Raw genomic sequence first — 18,292 nt, forward strand, 5'->3', positions numbered from 1 at the left:
TGACGCGGGACGACCTGACGGACGGCGGATCGGCCCACTTCGCGGCGACCATCCGGGCCATCCGGGACAGCGGCGAAACCTGCCCCACCATCGAAGTGCTCATCCCCGACTTTCGCGGCAGCCGCGAGGCCCTGCAAACCGTCATGGACGCTGAGCCCCACATCATCAACCATAATGTGGAAACCCCGCCCGTGCATTACAGCCGCATCCGGCCTCAGGCCGACTATCAGCAGAGCCTTGAACTCCTGCGCCGCGTCAAGGAAGCCGGGCGCGTCAGCAAGAGCGGCCTGATGGTCGGGCTTGGGGAAACGGATGAGGAAGTGCACGGCGTACTGGCCGATCTCGCCTCTGTGGGATGCGACATCGTGACCATCGGGCAATACATGCGCCCGTCCCAGAAGCACCATCCCGTGGAGCGCTACGTCCACCCCGACATATTCGAAAGCTATGCCCAAAAGGGGCGGGAAATGGGCATCCCCTTCGTCTTTTCGGCCCCGCTGGTCCGCAGCAGCTACAACGCGGAACAAGCCTACGCGTCCCTGCTCAACCGGCAGCAACACATGCCGTCCGAAGCGGCGGAGCCGCGCGGCAACGAACAGCCCTAAAGGGTCCCGAGCAACCCGGGGGGGCTCCCGTTGCGGAAGATTTCAGCCCGCCACAGGCCCTCTTTTGCGGGCATTCCGCATCGTTACGGGGTGCCCGCCTGTTTGAGACGCCCACTCGCCCCCATCAGGGGGCACTCTCTACCCGCTTGTCTCCGGCCCGCATCAGCTGGCATACTTCCCTTTATGCTTCGGGGTTGCCACGGCAATCCCAAGAGGAGGCCCCCATGCCGTACATTATGGCCGTCGATCTCGGCGGCACCAATTGCCGTTTCGCCGGGTTCACGCTGGACAAGGGGATCCTCTCCCTGCACCGCATGGGCAAGCGCAAAACGGAGGAACTCCCGGACACGGGCGCACTCATCAGCGCCTGCGGGACGGCCTTGGATCGGCATCCCCGCACCGCCGACGCGCTCGTCGTCGGCATGGCTGGCCCCGTCGCCGATCCGCTGAAAGCCCGGCTGACCAACGCGCCTCTGGAAGTGGATCTGACCGACGCCGGGGAGCGGTACGGCATCCGCTCTTGCCGGATAATCAACGATTTCACGGCAGAAGCCTGCGCGTGCCTGACCGAAGCCGGTTCGAGCGCCCATTGCGTGCTCGGCGCTCCCGGCCCCCGTCCCGACGGGCCCATAGGCATCATCGGCGCAGGTACGGGGCTGGGCACAGCCTCGCTCATCCGGGACAGCCACGGCTCATGGCTCCCCCTTCCAGCCGAGGGAGGGCATGTCATATTTCCTTTCATCGGCAAAGAGGAGGCGGCGTTTCAGGATTTCGCGGCGCGGGAGTTCGGGCTTGCCTGCTTGAGCGGCGATCATGTGCTGTCAGGGCGCGGGCTTCGACTGCTCCATCTGTTTCTCACCGGAGAACGCCGGGAGGCTCACGAAATCGCCGCCGAAGCGCTCGGGAGCGAAACCGGGACGCTGCGCTGGTATGCCCGTTTCTACGCCCGGGCCTGCCGGAACTGGGCGTTGTCCACGCTTTGCACGGGCGGTCTGTTCATTACCGGCGGCATAGCCCTCCGCAACCCCCTCGTGACCGAGTGCGCCGCCTTCCGGGAAGCCTTTTATGAAGGCTCGCACCGGGGACTGCTCGAACGCATCCCCGTACGCCGTTTCACCGACATGAACAGCGGGCTGTGGGGATCGGCATGGTTCGGGATGCGGATGACAGCATAGCGCGAAGCCAGTGGGTTATGGGGCGGTACTCTTTTTCGGCACAAAAAAGCTTTTTGAATATGCCCCCTCATGGGTCAGCAGTTTTATTTTTTTATCGATCCCACCGGCATAGCCTGTCAAATTTCCGTTAGCCCCGACGACACGATGGCAAGGAATGATGATGGAAATGGCATTGTGCCCCACTGCGCCGCCTACCGCTTGCGCGGACATCCGTTCCTTATTGTGGAGCACGGCCATTTTTTGGGCCAGTTCCCCATAGGTTACGACTTCGCCATAAGGAATCTGGCAGAGGGCTTCCCATACCGCCTTCCTGAATTCACTTCCTGCCGGCTCAAGCTTCAACTCTGCTATGCGAGGTTTCTCGCCGGCAAAATACCGATCGAGCCATTCCTTGGCCTGAACGAACACCGGGAAATCGTCCTGTTCCCGGGCTTCCCCTTTCAGGGTATCCGCGAAATATTTCTGCCCTTCCATCCAGAGTCCGGCAAGAGCATCGTCTTTCGCCGCAAGCATAACCCGTCCCAAGGGCGTTGTGTGATACGTTACGCGGTTCACCGTCCCCTCCTTTTCAGTAATCCCATCGGCATTTTTTCAAGTCCACATGCCTGTCGTCCTTCATGGCGACCTGTTCCGCTTCCAGTAAAAGACGCTGTTCCAGCCATCCGGGTACAAGACGCCCCGCATGATTGACGACCCTGTGACACGGATAGTCACCATAATATTCCGCCATGCTCAGGACCTTTCCCACCAGCCTGGAGTTTTTGTCCCTGCCGATCAGACGCGCAATCTGGCCGTATGTGGCAACACACCCTTCCGGTATTTCCTCAACAACAGAAAGTATCTCGTATATCAAATCCTTGTGTACCATGCGGCACCCCACGGCATATTCCGTACCCTTGACGGGAACAGGGCGTTTTCCCTTACCCCCTCAATCTCCACCAATCTGCGTTTTTTGTCCACGCCGACCGAATCCCCGGTAGCGTATCGGGGGCTACGGGTTGCCCACGTTTACGACACATCAGCAGCGTACCCGTTATTTACTGGCGAGACATGATTTGCTCCAAATACCCGGTGGAGGTAACGGTCCGTACACTTTAACCGAATGAAAATTTTCCCGAAAAAAGCCCCCATCAGATTTTCAACGTCGCGCCGCGTCAGGCCCGCGTTGCCTATCCGATGGGGGCATCGCCCCTTCTTCCCTGTTAGCGAAAAGCCCGGCAAACCTGTTTATGCCGTTCCCTTCAACCGGAACCGGCTTATCCGTCCACGCTGGGCGAGGTTCCATGCGTTCTTTTCGGCCGTCTGCCTTCTCTCTTTGGTTGGCGGAAGCCCAGTTACGTTTAAAGATAAAACAGAAGGCGGCTCACCGGCGGGAGTTTTCTCCCCATTCCAAGCATTGCCCAAGTTCACAGCGACCAGCCGACAGCCTGTTCCCGGATGCGGATGAAGTCCGCATAGAGGCCGCCCTGTTCCATAAGCTCCTCATGCCGCCCGCGCTGGATAATGCGCCCCTTGTCGAGCACGAGGATCTGATCCGCCTTGCGTACGGTGGAGAGACGGTGCGCGATCATGATGACCGTCTTGTCGCGGGTCAGGGCTTCAAAGGCTTCCTGAAGCTGGCGTTCGTTTTCGGGGTCCACGCTGGCCGTGGCCTCGTCCAAGATGATCACGGGCGCATCCTTCAGCATGGCGCGGGCCAGCGAAATGCGTTGCCGTTCCCCGCCGGAAAGCGATACGCCCCCCTCGCCCACGGGCGTCTCATACCCTTCGGGCAGAGCCATGATGAAGTCATGGCAGCGGGCCTTGCGCGCGGCTTCGCGGACTTCCTCCATCGTGGCGTCGGGCTTGCCGAAGCGGATATTGTTCAGGATGGTGTCCTCAAACAGGTATACGTTCTGAAACACCATACTGATGTTCCGCAACAGGCCGTCGCAGGTGTATTCCCGCACGTCGCGCCCGCCGAACAGCACCCTGCCCTCCTGTACGTCCCAGAACCGGGCGATCAGGCTGCACAGGGTCGTCTTGCCGCTGCCGGAAGGCCCGACGATCGCGGTGGTCGTCCCCTGCGGGATCACAAGATTGATCCCTTCGAGGAGGCGCGTACCGTCGTAGGAAAACACCACATCCTCCATGCGGATGTCGAAGGACTCCGGCACGAAATCTTCCCCGCGCTCGTCCAGAAGCGGGGCATTCTTCAGGGCTTCCATGCGATCCAGCGCTACGGAAATGACGCGGGACAGCGCGGAAACGCTGCCCATCATTTCGATATGCGCGTACAGCATGAAGCTCGAAACCATGAGCAGCAGGCATTTGATCAGCTCCATATCGCCGCTCAGGTACAGCAGCCCCGAAGAGAGGAGCACGCCGAACGCCGCCACCTTGAACACCAGCTGGTAGACTGCGGCCAGCGTGGAAAAAGAACGCTCCAGATCGGTGTTGCTGGCGCGGCAGGCTTCGATGGCCTCGTCCACCGACCTGTTGGAGCGGTCCCCAAGCCCGAACGCCTTCACCACGGCCATCCCCTGAACATATTCCAAAACCGCCGCCACCAGCCGCGACTGCGCCGCCTGGCGCACCGGGGAGAGCTGCCTGCCTTTTCGCTGCATGGCCCCGTATACGAACAGGGACACCACGAGCCCCGCCGCCGTGATCAGGCCCGCGTGCCAATCATACCACGAAATCAGCAGGGTGATGGCCACCGCGTGCACGAAGCCGTTCGCCACCTTGTCGAGGATTGCCACGGCGTTGGTTTCGATCTCGCCGAGTGTGGTGGTGAGCGTAGCTGTCAGCTCACCGAGCCGATTCTGGCTGAAATAGCCGAGCGGCACGCGCTTGAGGATTTCCCCCACTTCAATGCGCTTGTCCGCGCACATATCGTAGCTGGCGAGCATACGGCGTTCCGTGGCCCTCTTTCCGAATACGATTTTTCCGGCGACGCTCAGGCCCATAAGCCCGCCCGACGCGGCAACGGCGAACCAGCCACCGCCGGACGGGGACAGCACGCCCTCCAGCGCCACCACGATGGCGAGCACCGGAATGACTTCCGAAACGGAGTACAGCACCCCGTAGCCAAAGGCACACAGCAAATCCGTGCGGCAACGGCCCGAAAAATCGAGCAGCCTGCGGATCGTCTCAATCATGTTCCGCTCCTTCGGCATCCCGTGCCCCGGTATGCGATTCCCAGAGTCGCCCGTATAAAGGCGAGGTTTGCAGCAGTTCCGCGTGCGTGCCCACGGCGGACACGCGGCCCCCGTCCATGACCACGATGCGATCCGCGCGGACGATGGTGGAAAGGCGGTGCGCAATGACCACCAGCGTCTTGTCCTTGACGAGGCGGCTGATCGACTCCTGAATGAACGCCTCGTTTTCGGGATCGGCAAAGGCCGTCGCCTCGTCCAGCACCACGATGGGGCTGTCCTTGAGCATGGCCCGCGCAATGGCGATGCGCTGGCGCTCGCCCCCGGAAAGGCGCGCCCCCGCATCCCCGGCAGGCGTATCATATCCGCCGGGCAATGCCTTGATGAAGCCGCACGCGGCAGCCTCCGCAGCCTCTTCCACTTCCCTGTCCGTGGCGTCCGGCCTGCCGAGGCGGATGTTTTCCCGCAGGTTGGCGTTGAACAGGAAATTGTCCTGCGAGACATAGGCGACGGACTGCATGACCTGAGACGACGGGAGCTTGCGGACATCCACCCCGCCGAGCAGGATGCGCCCGCGATCCGCTTCCCAAAAGCTGACCAGCAGCTTAGCGAGCGTGGACTTGCCCGATCCGGACGGCCCGACGATGGCGGTCATGCAGCCTTCCACGATCTTGAAAGACACATCCTGCAAGACTTCCCGCCCCGTCCCCGTATAGGCGAACGACACCTGATCAAACTCAATCCCATGCCCGCGCAACGGCACGCAGTTGGAAGGGCGCACCATTTCCGGCCTGCCCAGCAAGTCGGAAACCTCCTTGAGGGTGCTGTCCATCATGGCGAGACTGTCCGTGTAGCCGAGCGCCTGCAAAATCGGCTGGATGAGCCCGAGCGACAGGATAAAGCAGGTGATCGCGGCGGGGGCGTCCAGCGTTCCGCTCATATGGAAGTATACCCCGGCGGGCAGCACGGTGATCAACGAGGCCGGGGCAATGGCCATCCCCGCGACGTAATAGCCGTTGGTGGCGCGGAACCAGTCTTTCATGGCGTCCCGGTTGGCCCTGACCGCCGCCACGAATTTCCCGTAGGAGGCCGAAGACTGGTTGAACGCCTTGATGACCTCAATCCCGTTGATATATTCCACAATGGCGGCGTTCATGCCCTTCCCCGCGTCCTGAACCGTGGCATAGCGCTCCGCGTAATCCTTGGTCATGGCCATGTAGCAGAACAGCCCCACCGGGAACGTAGCCAGCGCCAGCAGCGCCATGCGCCAGTCCAGCCAGAACAGGTAGGCGGCCATGAACAACGGCACGAGCAGGTTCGAGGTCAGTTCGGGGATGAGGTGCGCGAGGGGCACCTCCATCTTTTCCACCGTGTCCACGATGAGCGTCTTGAGCTTGCCGGAGGGGGTCTCGATCACGCTGCCCAGCGGCATACGGGACAGCTTGGCCGCGATGTCCGTCCTGATGCCTTTCAGGATGGCGAAGGCCGCGCGGTGGGAGAGCACGGTGGACGCCGTGCCGAGCGCCACGCGCCCGGCCTGCCCCAACAGGGCTATCAGGGCGAAGAGGAACAGGCTTCCCGGCGTCGCCGTGCCCGCATACAGAGCCACGATCATGTATGATACCGCGAAATACGGCACCATGCCCGAAGCCACGCCGAGCACGGCAAGGCCCACCGAGGAGGCGAGAAGCCTGCGGCAAGGCCGCGCGAAGGATAGCAGCAGGCCAAGGCTGTTCGTGTTTTCCATATCAGTCTCCCGAAACGACTTTGCTGTTGCGGGGCACGTCCCGCGTGACCCATGTATTCGCGCCGATGACCGATCCCGCCCCAATGGTGATGTTGCCGAGGATGGTCGCGCCCGCGTACACGGTCACGCCGTCCTCCAGCTTCGGATGGCGGGGGATGCCCTTGATGAGCACCCCGTCGGCCCCTTTGGGGAAGGACAGCGCGCCGAGTGTAACACCCTGATACAATCGGCATCCCCTGCCGATGACGCATGTTTCCCCAATGACTACGCCGGTGCCGTGATCGATGAAGAACGCCTCCCCGACGGACGCGCCGGGATGGATGTCGATGCCGGTGATGGCATGGGCCATTTCGCACAGGATGCGCGGGATGATCGGCACTTCGAGCAGGTACAGCTCGTGCGCGATGCGGTAGTGGATCATGGTCAGGATGGACGGGTAGCAAAAAATGGTTTCACCCGCGCTGGTCGCAGCCGGGTCGCCCTGATAGGCGGCCCTTGCATCCGTAGCGAGCAGCCGCCGGATATGCGGAAGCCGCTCGATGAACTCAAGCGCCTTTTCCCGCGAGATACGCTCGCACTCAAGGCACTCCTGCGCGTATTCCGCGCACGCAAAGCACGCGCCGCAGCGGATCTGCTCCGCCAGCTTGCGGAAAATGGAATCGAGGTTGGCGGAAAGATGGTAGCGCATGGACTCCATACGCACGTTGGACATGCCGAAGTAACCGGGGAACAAGGCTATCTTCAGGCGCGACAGAATTTCTTCCAGCACGTCCAGCGAAGGCATGGGCGCATCGTGGAGCGGGCGGTGGAAGACCCCCTCCAGCGACGAGGGGGCGCACAACTGCTCGACCACGCGGTCAAGCTCAGGCATGGCAAAAGGTGACAGGAATATCTGGCTCATCGGACATCCTTTCAGAATCATAAACGGGTTACGGAAGAAGGAACGCGTCAAGGAAGCAGCCGGAGCAGCGCTTCCGCCTTCTCTCCATAAGGGGCCAAAAGCGCCTTCATGGGACCGGCCATGTCCAGCTCGGCAATGAGTTCCGCAAGCTCCTCGTAATCGATCTCGGCCTGCTCGTAGAATTGCCGCACCGTGTCCGCGGAAAGCGTGCCGTTGCGGATCTGGTTGCAGAATTCAAAATCGACGTAGCTGTTGGTATTGTTGAGATAGGCCATGTACGCCCACAGCTTTACGAGGCGGCATCCTGAGGCGATGTACGTCTTGGAGAACCGCTTGATCGGCAGCCACTGGAGGCGTTCGCGTACGTGGCGCATCATGGCTTCGGGGCGGTAAGGGAAATACTGGAACGGGAACAGCAGTTCCGTCCCCTCAACGTGGATGGAGTCCGGGAACAGCGGCAGCTCCGGCTCTCCGTAGCTCTCCCGCCAGCGGGCCAGTGCCTTCCCCGTCTCCTCGGACAGCGTTTCCATGAGGAACTCGATAAGCACCTCCTGCTCCGGGGTGTTGTGGATGCTTTCGCCCATGAGGAAAATCTGATCCGGGTTGTGCCCCGAAAACACCAGCGGGATGCCCATGCGCCGGGCGAACGCGCACGCCGAATGGATGAGGAAGCGCCCGCAGAACGTGCACACCTGCCCGCCGTCCGGCTGGAGCAACGCCTTCTCGGTGAACAGGAAGCGGTAGTAGCGGCGCATGGCCTCAGGTTCCTGACGGAAGACGACATAGGGCAGATCCAGCTTCCGGGCGATGGTCTTCGCGTTCTCGAACGTCTCCGGATACTCATAGTTGATGTCGATGATGAAGCCGAGAAGCCGCATCCCGTAGGTCTCCTTCAGGAGATCCGCCAGATACGCGCTGTCCTTGCCGCCGCTCATCATGATCAGGCCCTCGTAGGGCCGGATGCCGCGCACGCGGTCCAGATGGGCGGCAAAGCGTTTTTCCAGCGCATCCCAATCGCGCCGGGCCTCTTCCGGGGCCGGTTTGGCGCACAGGGAGCACACGCCGTCCTCATTGAGCGTGACCTTGTGGAAGGGATCGTTCTGGAGGAAGCATTTCCTGCAAACGTGGTTCGTATAGCGAAACATGTCGTTCCTTGTTCGGCGGTGCGGCGGCCGCAGCCTGATTCCGGGGGACACCCCCGCCGGAGGGCGGCCAACCGCGCCGTGAACGGGTAAGGGTTACATTCTGGCGGGGTTCCCGGAGGCAAGGCTCCGGCACTGGTGCACCAGCGCTTCGAGACGGATGCGGACGCCGAGATCGGCCTGCCCGCTGAACCCTACGGTCATGAACGGGACGCCGGGGAACAGCGAACGGAAGCGCCCCTCAAGGCCCTGGATCACCGTGCCCGGCACGCAGTTGAAGGGAATGGCGTGGATGATCCCGCTGATGCCGCTCCGGGCCATTTCCACGGACGCCCCGAAACCGAGGCCCGCATCAAGGCTCAGGCCGCTCTGCCCGATGACCTCCCAGATGGGCTTTTCATACGGATCGGGAAACACGGAGGCCGCATGGCGGCGCATCTTGCGCTCGATGCGGTTGAGGATTCCGTGCTGGACGCGGTGGATGAACGCCTTGACGCGGTGCCGCCCCAGTTCCTGAAAGTACCGCTGCTTGTAGAGCGAGTACCACAGCACCTCCATGATCGCGGGCATACGTACCTCCCCGCCCATCTGCTCCACACTCTGGATGATGTTGTTGCTGGCGTAGTCGACGTTGCGGAGGTACGCCTCGCCCACAAGCCCGATGAGGGGACGCGGCCTGCTCCGATCCACGGGCACGGCGCGCATGGCTTCCACCATGCCGATCACGGCCCGCTCCACGTCGCCCTTTGCCTCCACGACCTCCACAAGCCGATCAAGGCAGGCGTAGTAGGCCCTGTCCGTGTCCCCCGCCCCGGTCTCGTAGGGCCGGATGTGCAGGCGCAGCTTTTCCAAGATGTCCGCCGCAATAAAGCCGCGCCACGCCAACATGCCGCAGGAGGCCCCAGACATGATCGCGTGAAGCTTGCGGTTTGCACCCTGATACTCGTCCACAAGCGCCGCCCCGCCGAGCCCCATATCCTCAAAGACGATCTGCTGGAGCGTGTTGAAAAGGTCGTAGCGGCAGCTCCCGCACGAACCGGGCATGAAGAACGCGGCCTTCGCCGGGTCCACGCCGTCCTCCTTGATCAGGCGCACCATGTCCCCGGTCATGAGGGTGCAGGGCAAGCATTCCTTCCCGTCGAGGCAGCGGCGGCCCCCATTCGAGGCTCCGCTCGTCGGGCGGCGGGAGGAGTTTGGCGTTGATGCCGTGCGCCCTGAGCGCGGCGGCCCACACAGCCATGCCGTTGGCGGCATGGGGCAGGTACAGCACGCGATCGCCGTCGGGATCGAATTCGATCTTGCGCGTGCGCCGGGGCGCGATCTCCCGCGCGGCGTCGAAGTTCGCCACCGCATCAAGAAACGCCTCGCAGCGCGTGACCACGCCCGCCTCGGCGGAATGTTCGTCAATCTCAAGGAGCAGGAACGGCTTTTCGCCCATTTCCCTGCCAAAGAAGCGCGGGTACATGGAATCGTTGACGCAGCCGAAATTCGCCAGATAGATGGCGTTGAGCCGCGCGTCCCGCCGGATGATGTCGGCGGCGGCAAGCGTGCGCTGCCCCATCGCAAGCGTCATGTTGCGCCACGCCTCGCCCACATCCGGCGAATGGAACAAATCCAGCAGATCGCTGGGGATGGTCTGGATGCCCATACCCTGCAGGATGCGGGCAAGATTCATGTTGGTGCCGGGATCGTGGATGTTGTGGGCCTTGCCCACCAGCACCACGGCCTTGCCGTCCGGCCCCAGCGCGTCGAGCGCTTCCCTGCCGAGGACGTTGCGGGCCTCACGGAACCGGGCCTGTGCGGCATAGGCCTCATCGCAGGCGCGCCGCACCTCCGCCCTTGAAGAGACGCCGAGCGACGCCGCCGTACGTTCCAGTTCGCGCAGCACCTGCTCCCGCCCCATGCGGAAATGCAGCGCCGGACGGATCAGCCGGATGCCGGACGCCTCCAGTTTGAACGCTTCGTTCACCAGATCGGGAATAAACTGGATGTAGCTGCAATGATTGGCATAAGGATGCGCCTCGGCGGTGGGGAACGTTTCCCGCAGGGACGGGATGAGCATGGCCCCGGCCTTGCCTTCCAGCACGGCCTCCTTCATCCACGCCGCATGTCCGTGCGCCACCTTGGTAGGGAAGCAGGCGGCGCTGGCCACCCCGGAAACGCCCCTCCGGACGATCTCCGCGTTGGTGGACGGCGAAAGCAGGAGCGAAAAGCCCAGTTCCGAGAAAAAAGCCTGAAAGAACGGGTAATATTCATGGAAGGTCAGCATACGGGGATAGCCGATGACGCCCCTCGAGCCCGCCTTGTCCTTCGGCTGATAGGCGGACATGAGCAGGCGTTCGCGCTCCGCGAACAGATCCCGCAGGCCCTCGCCCCCCGAGGAACGCCGCACCTCGTAGCGTTCGCACCGTCCGCCGTAAAACAGGGGCCGATGCCCTTCAACCAATATCTTGCTGATATCGCACTGGTTCGCACACAAATTGCACTGGAAGGATTCCTGCCGGTATCCTTTTTCGAGCACCCCAAACCCTGTGAACCCGGTGGCGAACCCCGGCGTTTCCAGCATCTTGCGCCGCGCGATGAGGCAGCACCCGATGGCCCCCATCACCTCATTGTGCGGGGGCACGGTGATCGTCTTCCCGGTGAGCCGCTCAAAGGCCGCAAGCACCGCCGTATTGAAGGCCACCCCGCCCTGAAACAGGATATGATCGCCCACGGGCCGTTTTTCCACGACCCTGTGCAGATAGTTGGTGGCGATGCTGTAGGCGAGGCCCCCGGCGATGTCGCTGACCGGCGTGCCCCGCTGCTGGTGGCGCACCACCTCGGAGTCGATGAACACGGTGCACTGTTCGCCGCAGTCCACGGGGTGCTCTGCGGCAAGGGCCAGACGCGCGAAGTCCCGCTTGATGCTGATGCCGAGCTTTTCCGCCTGTTCTTCAAGGAAACTGCCCGTCCCGGCGGCGCAGGCCTTGTTCATGGTGAAATCCTTGACGAGGCCGCCCTCCAGCCGCACGTATTTGGAATCCTGCCCCCCGATCTCGAAAATGGTGTCCACTTCCGGGCAGATGAACGCCGAAGCCGTGGCATGGGCCGTGATCTCGTTGACCACCACGTCCGCCCCGGCCAGATCCCCGATGAGATGGCGGCCCGAACCGGTCACGCCCACGGCCTGTACGTCCGCAAGCTCCCCGTACCGCTCAAGGATATCCCGGAACCCCGTCCGTACCGCCTCAATGGGACGGCTGGCGGTCATGAGGTAGTACTTCGCCACGACCTCACGGTTTTCATCCATGAGCACGATGTTGGTGGAGATGGAACCGATGTCGATGCCGAGGAACACGCGGGTACGGCGCTCCAGCGGCAGGCACAGGCTGCTCCGGATCGAATCGTCGTCCGCCGCGAGCGGGGAAGCCGCCGGAACGCGGGGGGCGGAGGACGGAGAGCCGCCCTCCGGGATGCGCGCCTCGGGACGCCCCGGCAGGCCGTGCGTTTCCGCTCCGTCCGGCAGGGAGGAGGCGGACGGACGGAGCGGCGGCATGAACCCTGCGGAAAGCTTCGGCCCGCCATCCGACGATCCCCGGCATCCCGGAGGGGGCACGCTGACCGGCCGTAACGGGACCAGCGTCTTCGTTGGCGTCCGCTGCCGGAGCCCTTCCCGGAACGCGGCCAGCCCCTTGTAGGGTACGGCTTCCCCCTGCCCTCCCAGCAGGAACAACGCCGCGCCGAACGCGCCGGAAAGCGCGAAATCCTCGGGCACGAACAACCCATCTTCCTCAAGGTGCAGGACGGAACGCAGGGCCTTGACCACGCCCGCGTTGGCGGCAACCCCGCCGACCAGCGCCACGGGCAGTTCCAACGCCTTCACACCCACCACATTGGCCTTGAAGCTGCGGGCCAGCGCGTGGCACAGCCCGGCCACGATGTCCTCTACGGGGGTGCCCTTCTGCTGGAGGTGGATCATGTCCGACTTGGCAAAGACCGAGCAGCGCCCGGCAATACGGGCGGGAGCCCGCGATCGGAGCGCGGCCTCCCCGAATTCGGTTTCGATGTCGAGGCCGAGGCGGGTAGCCTGTTGATCGAGGAAGCTGCCCGTGCCGGACGCGCACATGGAGCTGACCGAAAAGTCCTTGAGCCGCAGGCCGTCCCCCTCCCCGGCGGGCTCAAGCTGGATGTACTTGCTGTCCTGCCCGCCGATGTCGATGACGGAACGCGCCTGCGGGTAGCGGAACGAAGCCGCCGCCACCTGTGCGATAACCTCGTTTACAGCGCACGCGCCGAGCAGACGGGCCACACGATCCGCGCCCGTGCCCGTGACCGCCGCGGCGATGCCGGCGTGCGTCCGCTCCAGCGCCTCAAGCTCGGCGCACAACACCTTATCCGGCTGTCCATGATGACGGACATACCGGCTGTACAGGGGCGTGCCCAACCCGTCGAGCAGGACCATATCGACACTTATTGAACCAATGTCCAAGCCAAGAATGCGGGCATCCGCGGGAAAACCGGAAAAAGACGAAGCGCTCATGACCATTCAAGCCCGCCAAGCGTTGAGGGATGCGGCAGGAAGCCGATGTCGACGCAATAGTCCAGATAGCGGCGCAGCAGGGCCGGATCGGGCGGCGGGCAGCTTATGCCCGATCCCTTGAGCCGCCGCAGCGTTTCGCTGGCATCAAAGATGGCGGGGGACTTCTCGTAGTCGCCCAGGTAGACGATCACGCTTTGCAGGCCGCGCAGGAAAAGTTCGTCGTCCGAATCAAGCACTTCCTCAAGGTAACGCTCCGCGGGCACGGTGCGCACGGGGAATCCGTAGTCACGGATGATGTCCCAGATCTGGGACTTGAGGATGGGCTGCGGGTTGCACACATGATACGTGCCCGGAGGCGTGTCCGGCTGGAACGCGATGTGGACGATGGCTGCCGCGGCGTAATCCACCGGAGTCAGATCCATGTAGTCGTCGTCATACAGCGGCGGGGCCGTGCGCATGAATATGTGCCCCTGAAGGTGCAGATACTGGGCGTCGGACGTGATGTGCTTCTTGAAGCGGCCCGTCTTCGAATCGCCCATAATAAAGCCCGGACGAAAAATCCGCACAGCGTGCCCGGCGAGCATGGCGGGACGCAGGCGCTTTTCCGCCTCGTATTTGGTTTCGACGTACACGTTGGGGCATTCCATGCTTTCGTGGAAGTCCGCTTCCGTGAACAGGTTCTTTGGATTGTCGCAGCGCCGCCCGCTCACCGCCAGCGTCGAAATGTGGTTCAGCGTCTTGGGCATCCCTGCCGAGCAGAAGGCGAGCAGGTTTTCCGTGCCCTGTACGTTCACTTTCAGGAACTGTTCCAGCTTGCCGAAATGCCAGAGCATGGCGGCGGCGTGGAAGACCGCGCCCGTGCGTTCCGCGAGTTCCGCATATCCCGCTTCGGAAAGCCCGAACCGCTCTTTCGCCAGATCTCCTTCCACGATGGCGATGCGCTCAAGCGGCCACGCTTCCACGGCGTCCGCACCAAACAGGAAATGCAGGTTGTCCATGAGCCGGGCCCGCGCACCGAACGTGCCGTCCGAACGGGTCAGGCAATAGATCGGCATTTCGGTGCGTTCGACAAGTTCCTTGAGGAGATAGCCGCCGAGAAAACCGGTCGCGCCGGTGAGCAGCACGCCGGGCCGTCCGTAAGCCGGGGCAGAGGCAAGATTCGTCATGTTCAACGCTCCTGAGAAAGGGAAAACGCCGTCCAGTACCGCCCATGCCGGAACGCGAGCAGCAGCATCAGCGCCCCGAGGATCAGCCCGGCGGACATGAAGAGGAAAATGAACCATTTTGCGGTGATGGGGGCTGGCTGCACGCCAAGCAGGTCAAGCAGCGCCTCCAGTGCGGCCTGACCGAAGGCGAGGGCCGTATAGCCGCCTACAGCCGCCGTCCAGAGCCGATTGCGCGAGGTGCGGCACAGGAAACCCACAAGCTGCGAGAACAGCGCCAGCCCGTACAGGAAATCGACGATGTACACGGTGGGCCAGTTCCACGGGCGCGGGTCCGGGGCGACGGCGCCGAGCAGGATCAACGGCAGCGACAGGGTGCACACCGCCGCGATGGGGAACCCGAGTGCGACCACAAGGCGGGCATACAGTTTCATAGGCGCCCCCATTCTCCGGGAAGAGCGCCCCCGGTAATCACATATCCCTGCGCCAGAAAATGCCGCATGAAGGCTTGCGGATCCGGCATCTGCGCCGCCCGGAACACATCCGGCTCCATACCCTCCGCCGCAAGGCGCGCGCCGATAGCGGCGCACAATCCGGTGGCCCGATAGGTATCCTCAAGGAACAACGTCCTGACCACGCTCCGGGGCTGGCCCCGCAGCGTCCCGCGCATACGCAGGTGCAGCATGAACCCCGTCTTCCTGCCGCGCATGTCCAGTTCCGCCGCCCGCATGATCAGCCGGGCCGACTGCGCCAGCCGCCGTTCCGTGCCGTACCATCCGGCCAGCCGCACCAGCACCGTGGCAAGAGTTACCCAGCGCCCCCAGTTGTTGCCGTACACGTGCGCCTCGCTGATGCCCGACTCCTCGACAAACCGCTGCAAGTCATCGCGCATCAGCCGGAAGACCGTATGCCTCCCCACGGGCGCGGGAAGGTCCATGCGTCTGCCCGAAGCGAGCAGCCCGGCTTGCCTGCGCACGCCCTGCTCGTAGTAGACGGGCGCTTCGCCGTTGCCGATGTTGCCGACGCCCCACGCGATGTCCCATGCGGACGGGAACGTCCAGCGATCCCGCCCCACGCACGCATATTCAAAACCTTCCACCCGATCAAAACACGTCCGGGCCACGTACACGGGGAAGAGTTCGGACAGGCCCGGCAGGATGCCGAGCGTGAGCAGGAACGTCAGCCGCTTGGCGCGGATTTCCGGCCTCCGGGAAGAGAGTATCGGAAACAGCGGCGTATACCCGCCCGGATCAACGTAATGGCAGCCGCCGGCCAGTGCAGCGGCGGCCACCCGCTCCCGGACGGCGGAAGCGGGCCCTGCGCAGTTGATGACAAGGAAGCATTGTCCGCAAAAACGGGCGAGCGAAGCTTCGTCAAAGGCATCCACGGGCAGGAAGGAACCGGGAAGCGCTTCCCTCGGCGGCTTCCTCCCGCCGATGAGCAACCCGAACGACGTGTTTTCATGCAGATAGCGGAGGCATTCGCGCCCCACCCGGCCAGTACCGCCAATCACCCCGATCATACGGCCGTTCATACGCCCCTCCGCGCCGTCTCCCCGGAAAAAGGAGGGTTGGAAGGGGCCTTAAGCGGACGGAATGTCAGCAGTATGGCGGGTACGAGAAAATAGTCCGCGAACAACGCCCAGCCAAAGGCGAAGCAGCCGAGCCCCCCGAACTTCACCACGCCCACCATGTCCGAGAACAGGAGCACGGAGAACCCGCACAGCATGGTCATGGTTGTGAACAGCATGGGCCGCCCGGTGGACAGCAGCGTCTCTTCAAGCGCCTTCTCATAGGAGCCGGTGCGGGCGAAGGATTCGCGGTAATGAAACAGGAAGTGTATCGTATCGTCGACCACCACCCCGATGATGATCGCGCTGAAGCTCATGAGCGGCATGTCCATGTAAATCCCGGACACCCCCATCAGGCCGAGGGTGACGAATACCGGGAAGATGTTGGGCAACATACTGAGGAGGCCGAGCCGGAAGGAACCGAGCGCGAAGCACATGATCACGCTCACGACCAGCAGGGCCGCCAGAAAGCTCTGGCGCTGGCCATCCGCGAGGAGGTCGTTCATGGACTTCGTCCAGTCGAGGTTCCCCGCCATGCTCACCTTGACCGTGTCCCCGAACACGTCCCGCGAGAAGGCGGCGACGTCCTCGGACAGGCGGCGCACGTCCCCGGTGCCGAGGGTGCGGGTCTTGGCAGTCAGGCGGGCCACGCGGCTGTCGAAGCTCACCAGCTTGTCCAGCTCGCGCCCATTGGACATTTCGTACAGCAGCAGATATTGGGCGATGGCTGCATCATCCCCGGAGGGAAGCGCATAGGCCGCCTTGTCCCCGCCATGCATGGACTCGTTGATTTTCTTGATGATATCGAGGACGCTGACCGTCTTGGTAACCAGCGGCGATACATCAAGGTGCTGCTGGAGGCGCTCAAGCCCGCGCAGGAACGCCTGCGACTTCACCCCGTTCTCCCGCCCGGTGTCGAGCATGATCTCGACGGACATGGAACCGCCCATGCGTTCATCCACGAAGTCGTAGGCCTGCCGCAGCGGAAGGGATTTCGAGAGCATCCGCGCCGTGCCCGTCTCCACTTCAACCAAGGTGTATCCGTAGACGGACACCCCGAGCAGCGCCACAAACAGCGTCAGCAATACTTTGGGATACCGGACGTTGATCAGGTAGACCCTGCCGAGGAAACGGTCGAAGATGTCCGGCTTTCCGATCCGGATCGGCGTTACCGGGGAAGCAGTACGGGCGGGCGCACCGGGCATCCCCGGAGTGGGCGCGGACGGCGCCTTATCCCTCTCCGTACTGTAAAGGAGCAGCACGACGAGGATACTGAGGATGTAGGCCATGAGCGCACCCACGGACGCGTAGACGCCCATTTCCCGGAACGGCTGGATATCCGCCGCGCAGAAACCGAGGAATCCCGCCGCCGTGGTCAGGCTGGTGAGCAGGCACGGCATACCCGTTTCGGACATGGCCTGCCGCAGTGCCGCGACGACACCGAGCCCTTCCCGGCGGTGCTGGTTATAGGTGGCGATGATGTGCATGGAATCGCCGATGCACACGCAGATCAGCAGGGTCGGGATCAGGATGATGAACAGGTTCAGGGTGAAGCCGAGCACCTGAATCATGCCGAGCGTCCAGATCACGCTCAACACCACCACGGAAATGGGGCCGATCACGCCGCGCACGCCCTTGCCGAGCCAGAACAGCAGAACCATCTGGACGAGCAGGCACAGCCCGAAAAAGGTGGCGGATTCCTTGAAGGACAGCTCGTTGTAGTCGTTGTGCAGGATGGGCTGGCCCACGGCGTGGATCGAAAACCCGGCATACTCCGGCTGCGCCAGCACCTCGCGCAGCGCATGGGTCACTTCCGAGCGCGGCTCCACGCTGTCCCTGGGATACGTCCGCATTTCAAGGAGCATCCCCACGGTCTTCCCGTCCGAGGAAATGAGGTTATCCCGATAGTTCTTCTCGGCCAGCGCCCGCCGCCGGAGTTCCGGCATGGACGCGGCGTCGTACGTTTCCGGATCGATGAAATCCGAAACGACGATCCCCTCGGCGTCGGCTTCGATGCGCTCGGCGTTCCCAAGCCAGGTCACGTCGCGCAGGTACGGGACCTTTTTACGGATATCGGACACGAGATCGGAAAGCAGGCGCAGCGATTCGGGAGAGAACAGCGTGTCCGCGTCAAACACCAAATAGATGAAATCGTCGTTCCCGAAGAGCTTGTGAAACGTGTTGATGCGCTCCAGCGAGGGATCGCCCTCGGAAAACCATATCTCGTTGGAATTGTCGAATTGCAGATCCTGCATCTTCCACAGGAAAAACGCCGTCAGCAGCACGATCAGGACGGCAACCGCGCCCCGTCTGCGGAGGACCCAGTCGGT

The 18,292-nt window shown here is 63.0% G+C and carries 14 protein-coding genes; 2 read left to right on the top strand and 12 right to left on the bottom strand.

All coding sequences use genetic code 11. The annotated features are described in order from the left end of the window. Together HMPREF0178_RS03110 and HMPREF0178_RS03115 are read left to right on the top strand one after the other, a co-directional pair. Positions 1 to 605, top strand: a 605-nt coding sequence (locus HMPREF0178_RS03110; protein WP_009378973.1) for a lipoyl synthase, incomplete at its 5' end; no start/stop codon positions are given. 224 nt (positions 606 to 829) lie between these two features. After that, positions 830 to 1,780 (top strand): glucokinase, encoded by a 951-nt coding sequence (locus HMPREF0178_RS03115; RefSeq protein WP_009378974.1) that lies wholly within the window; start codon positions 830 to 832, stop codon positions 1,778 to 1,780. A 15-nt stretch (positions 1,781 to 1,795) separates the two neighbouring features. Here the strand turns inward: HMPREF0178_RS03115 and HMPREF0178_RS03120 are convergent, their stop codons facing one another. The 12 genes from HMPREF0178_RS03120 to HMPREF0178_RS03170 all read right to left on the bottom strand — a co-directional run. Further along, complete coding sequence (locus HMPREF0178_RS03120; RefSeq protein ID WP_009378975.1) at positions 1,796 to 2,335, bottom strand: methylated-DNA--[protein]-cysteine S-methyltransferase; 540 nt, start codon at positions 2,333 to 2,335, stop codon at positions 1,796 to 1,798. A gap of 13 nt (positions 2,336 to 2,348) precedes the next feature. Next, positions 2,349 to 2,648 (bottom strand): MGMT family protein, encoded by a 300-nt coding sequence (locus tag HMPREF0178_RS03125; protein ID WP_009378976.1) that lies wholly within the window; start codon positions 2,646 to 2,648, stop codon positions 2,349 to 2,351. Between the two features lie 538 nt (positions 2,649 to 3,186). Beyond that, positions 3,187 to 4,920 (bottom strand): ABC transporter ATP-binding protein, encoded by a 1,734-nt coding sequence (locus tag HMPREF0178_RS03130; protein WP_009378977.1) that lies wholly within the window; start codon positions 4,918 to 4,920, stop codon positions 3,187 to 3,189. Further along, on the bottom strand, positions 4,913 to 6,664 hold the full coding sequence (locus tag HMPREF0178_RS03135) for an ABC transporter ATP-binding protein (RefSeq protein ID WP_009378978.1): 1,752 nt from the start codon (positions 6,662 to 6,664) through the stop codon (positions 4,913 to 4,915). Before HMPREF0178_RS03135 ends, HMPREF0178_RS03130 begins: the two co-directional genes overlap by 8 nt. Position 6,665: 1 nt before the next feature. Then, a complete protein-coding gene (epsC, locus tag HMPREF0178_RS03140) occupies positions 6,666 to 7,565 on the bottom strand; it encodes a serine O-acetyltransferase EpsC (protein WP_009378979.1) in 900 nt (299 codons plus the stop codon). A 47-nt stretch (positions 7,566 to 7,612) separates the two neighbouring features. Next, a complete protein-coding gene (locus HMPREF0178_RS03145; RefSeq protein WP_009378980.1) occupies positions 7,613 to 8,710 on the bottom strand; it encodes a hypothetical protein in 1,098 nt (365 codons plus the stop codon). A 93-nt stretch (positions 8,711 to 8,803) separates the two neighbouring features. Continuing rightward, the gene (locus HMPREF0178_RS22340) at positions 8,804 to 9,778 is read right to left on the bottom strand and encodes a hypothetical protein (RefSeq protein WP_232281174.1); all 975 of its coding nucleotides are present in this window, start codon (positions 9,776 to 9,778) and stop codon (positions 8,804 to 8,806) included. Continuing rightward, on the bottom strand, positions 9,687 to 13,229 hold the full coding sequence (locus HMPREF0178_RS03150) for an acyl-CoA dehydratase activase (protein WP_232281175.1): 3,543 nt from the start codon (positions 13,227 to 13,229) through the stop codon (positions 9,687 to 9,689). Before HMPREF0178_RS03150 ends, HMPREF0178_RS22340 begins: the two co-directional genes overlap by 92 nt. Beyond that, the gene (locus HMPREF0178_RS03155; RefSeq protein WP_009378983.1) at positions 13,226 to 14,395 is read right to left on the bottom strand and encodes a thioester reductase domain-containing protein; all 1,170 of its coding nucleotides are present in this window, start codon (positions 14,393 to 14,395) and stop codon (positions 13,226 to 13,228) included. The genes HMPREF0178_RS03150 and HMPREF0178_RS03155 overlap by 4 nt, the downstream gene beginning before the upstream one ends. A gap of 2 nt (positions 14,396 to 14,397) precedes the next feature. Then, entirely contained in the window at positions 14,398 to 14,826 is a 429-nt protein-coding gene (locus HMPREF0178_RS03160; RefSeq protein ID WP_009378984.1) for a hypothetical protein, read from the bottom strand. Further along, the gene (locus HMPREF0178_RS03165; protein ID WP_009378985.1) at positions 14,823 to 15,926 is read right to left on the bottom strand and encodes a saccharopine dehydrogenase NADP-binding domain-containing protein; all 1,104 of its coding nucleotides are present in this window, start codon (positions 15,924 to 15,926) and stop codon (positions 14,823 to 14,825) included. The genes HMPREF0178_RS03160 and HMPREF0178_RS03165 overlap by 4 nt, the downstream gene beginning before the upstream one ends. Continuing rightward, on the bottom strand, positions 15,923 to 18,292 hold a 2,370-nt coding region (locus HMPREF0178_RS03170), incomplete at its 5' end, for an RND family transporter (RefSeq protein WP_009378986.1). The genes HMPREF0178_RS03165 and HMPREF0178_RS03170, both read right to left, overlap by 4 nt.

This window comes from Bilophila sp. 4_1_30 (assembly GCF_000224655.1).
Taxonomy (GTDB): domain Bacteria; phylum Desulfobacterota; class Desulfovibrionia; order Desulfovibrionales; family Desulfovibrionaceae; genus Bilophila; species Bilophila wadsworthia.

What these genes read in the sequence shown, in the direction of transcription:
- HMPREF0178_RS03145 (WP_009378980.1), bottom strand. Translation starts at nt 8,710, where the DNA reads ATGTTTCGCTATACGAACCACGTTTGCAGGAAATGCTTCCTCCAGAAC.
- HMPREF0178_RS03115 (WP_009378974.1), top strand. Translation starts at nt 830, where the DNA reads ATGCCGTACATTATGGCCGTCGATCTCGGCGGCACCAATTGCCGTTTC.
- HMPREF0178_RS03135 (WP_009378978.1), bottom strand. Translation starts at nt 6,664, where the DNA reads ATGGAAAACACGAACAGCCTTGGCCTGCTGCTATCCTTCGCGCGGCCT.
- epsC (WP_009378979.1), bottom strand. Translation starts at nt 7,565, where the DNA reads ATGAGCCAGATATTCCTGTCACCTTTTGCCATGCCTGAGCTTGACCGC.
- HMPREF0178_RS03150 (WP_232281175.1), bottom strand. Translation starts at nt 13,229, where the DNA reads ATGAGCGCTTCGTCTTTTTCCGGTTTTCCCGCGGATGCCCGCATTCTT.
- HMPREF0178_RS03165 (WP_009378985.1), bottom strand. Translation starts at nt 15,926, where the DNA reads ATGAACGGCCGTATGATCGGGGTGATTGGCGGTACTGGCCGGGTGGGG.
- HMPREF0178_RS03130 (WP_009378977.1), bottom strand. Translation starts at nt 4,920, where the DNA reads ATGATTGAGACGATCCGCAGGCTGCTCGATTTTTCGGGCCGTTGCCGC.
- HMPREF0178_RS03155 (WP_009378983.1), bottom strand. Translation starts at nt 14,395, where the DNA reads ATGACGAATCTTGCCTCTGCCCCGGCTTACGGACGGCCCGGCGTGCTG.
- HMPREF0178_RS03125 (WP_009378976.1), bottom strand. Translation starts at nt 2,648, where the DNA reads ATGGTACACAAGGATTTGATATACGAGATACTTTCTGTTGTTGAGGAA.
- HMPREF0178_RS03160 (WP_009378984.1), bottom strand. Translation starts at nt 14,826, where the DNA reads ATGAAACTGTATGCCCGCCTTGTGGTCGCACTCGGGTTCCCCATCGCG.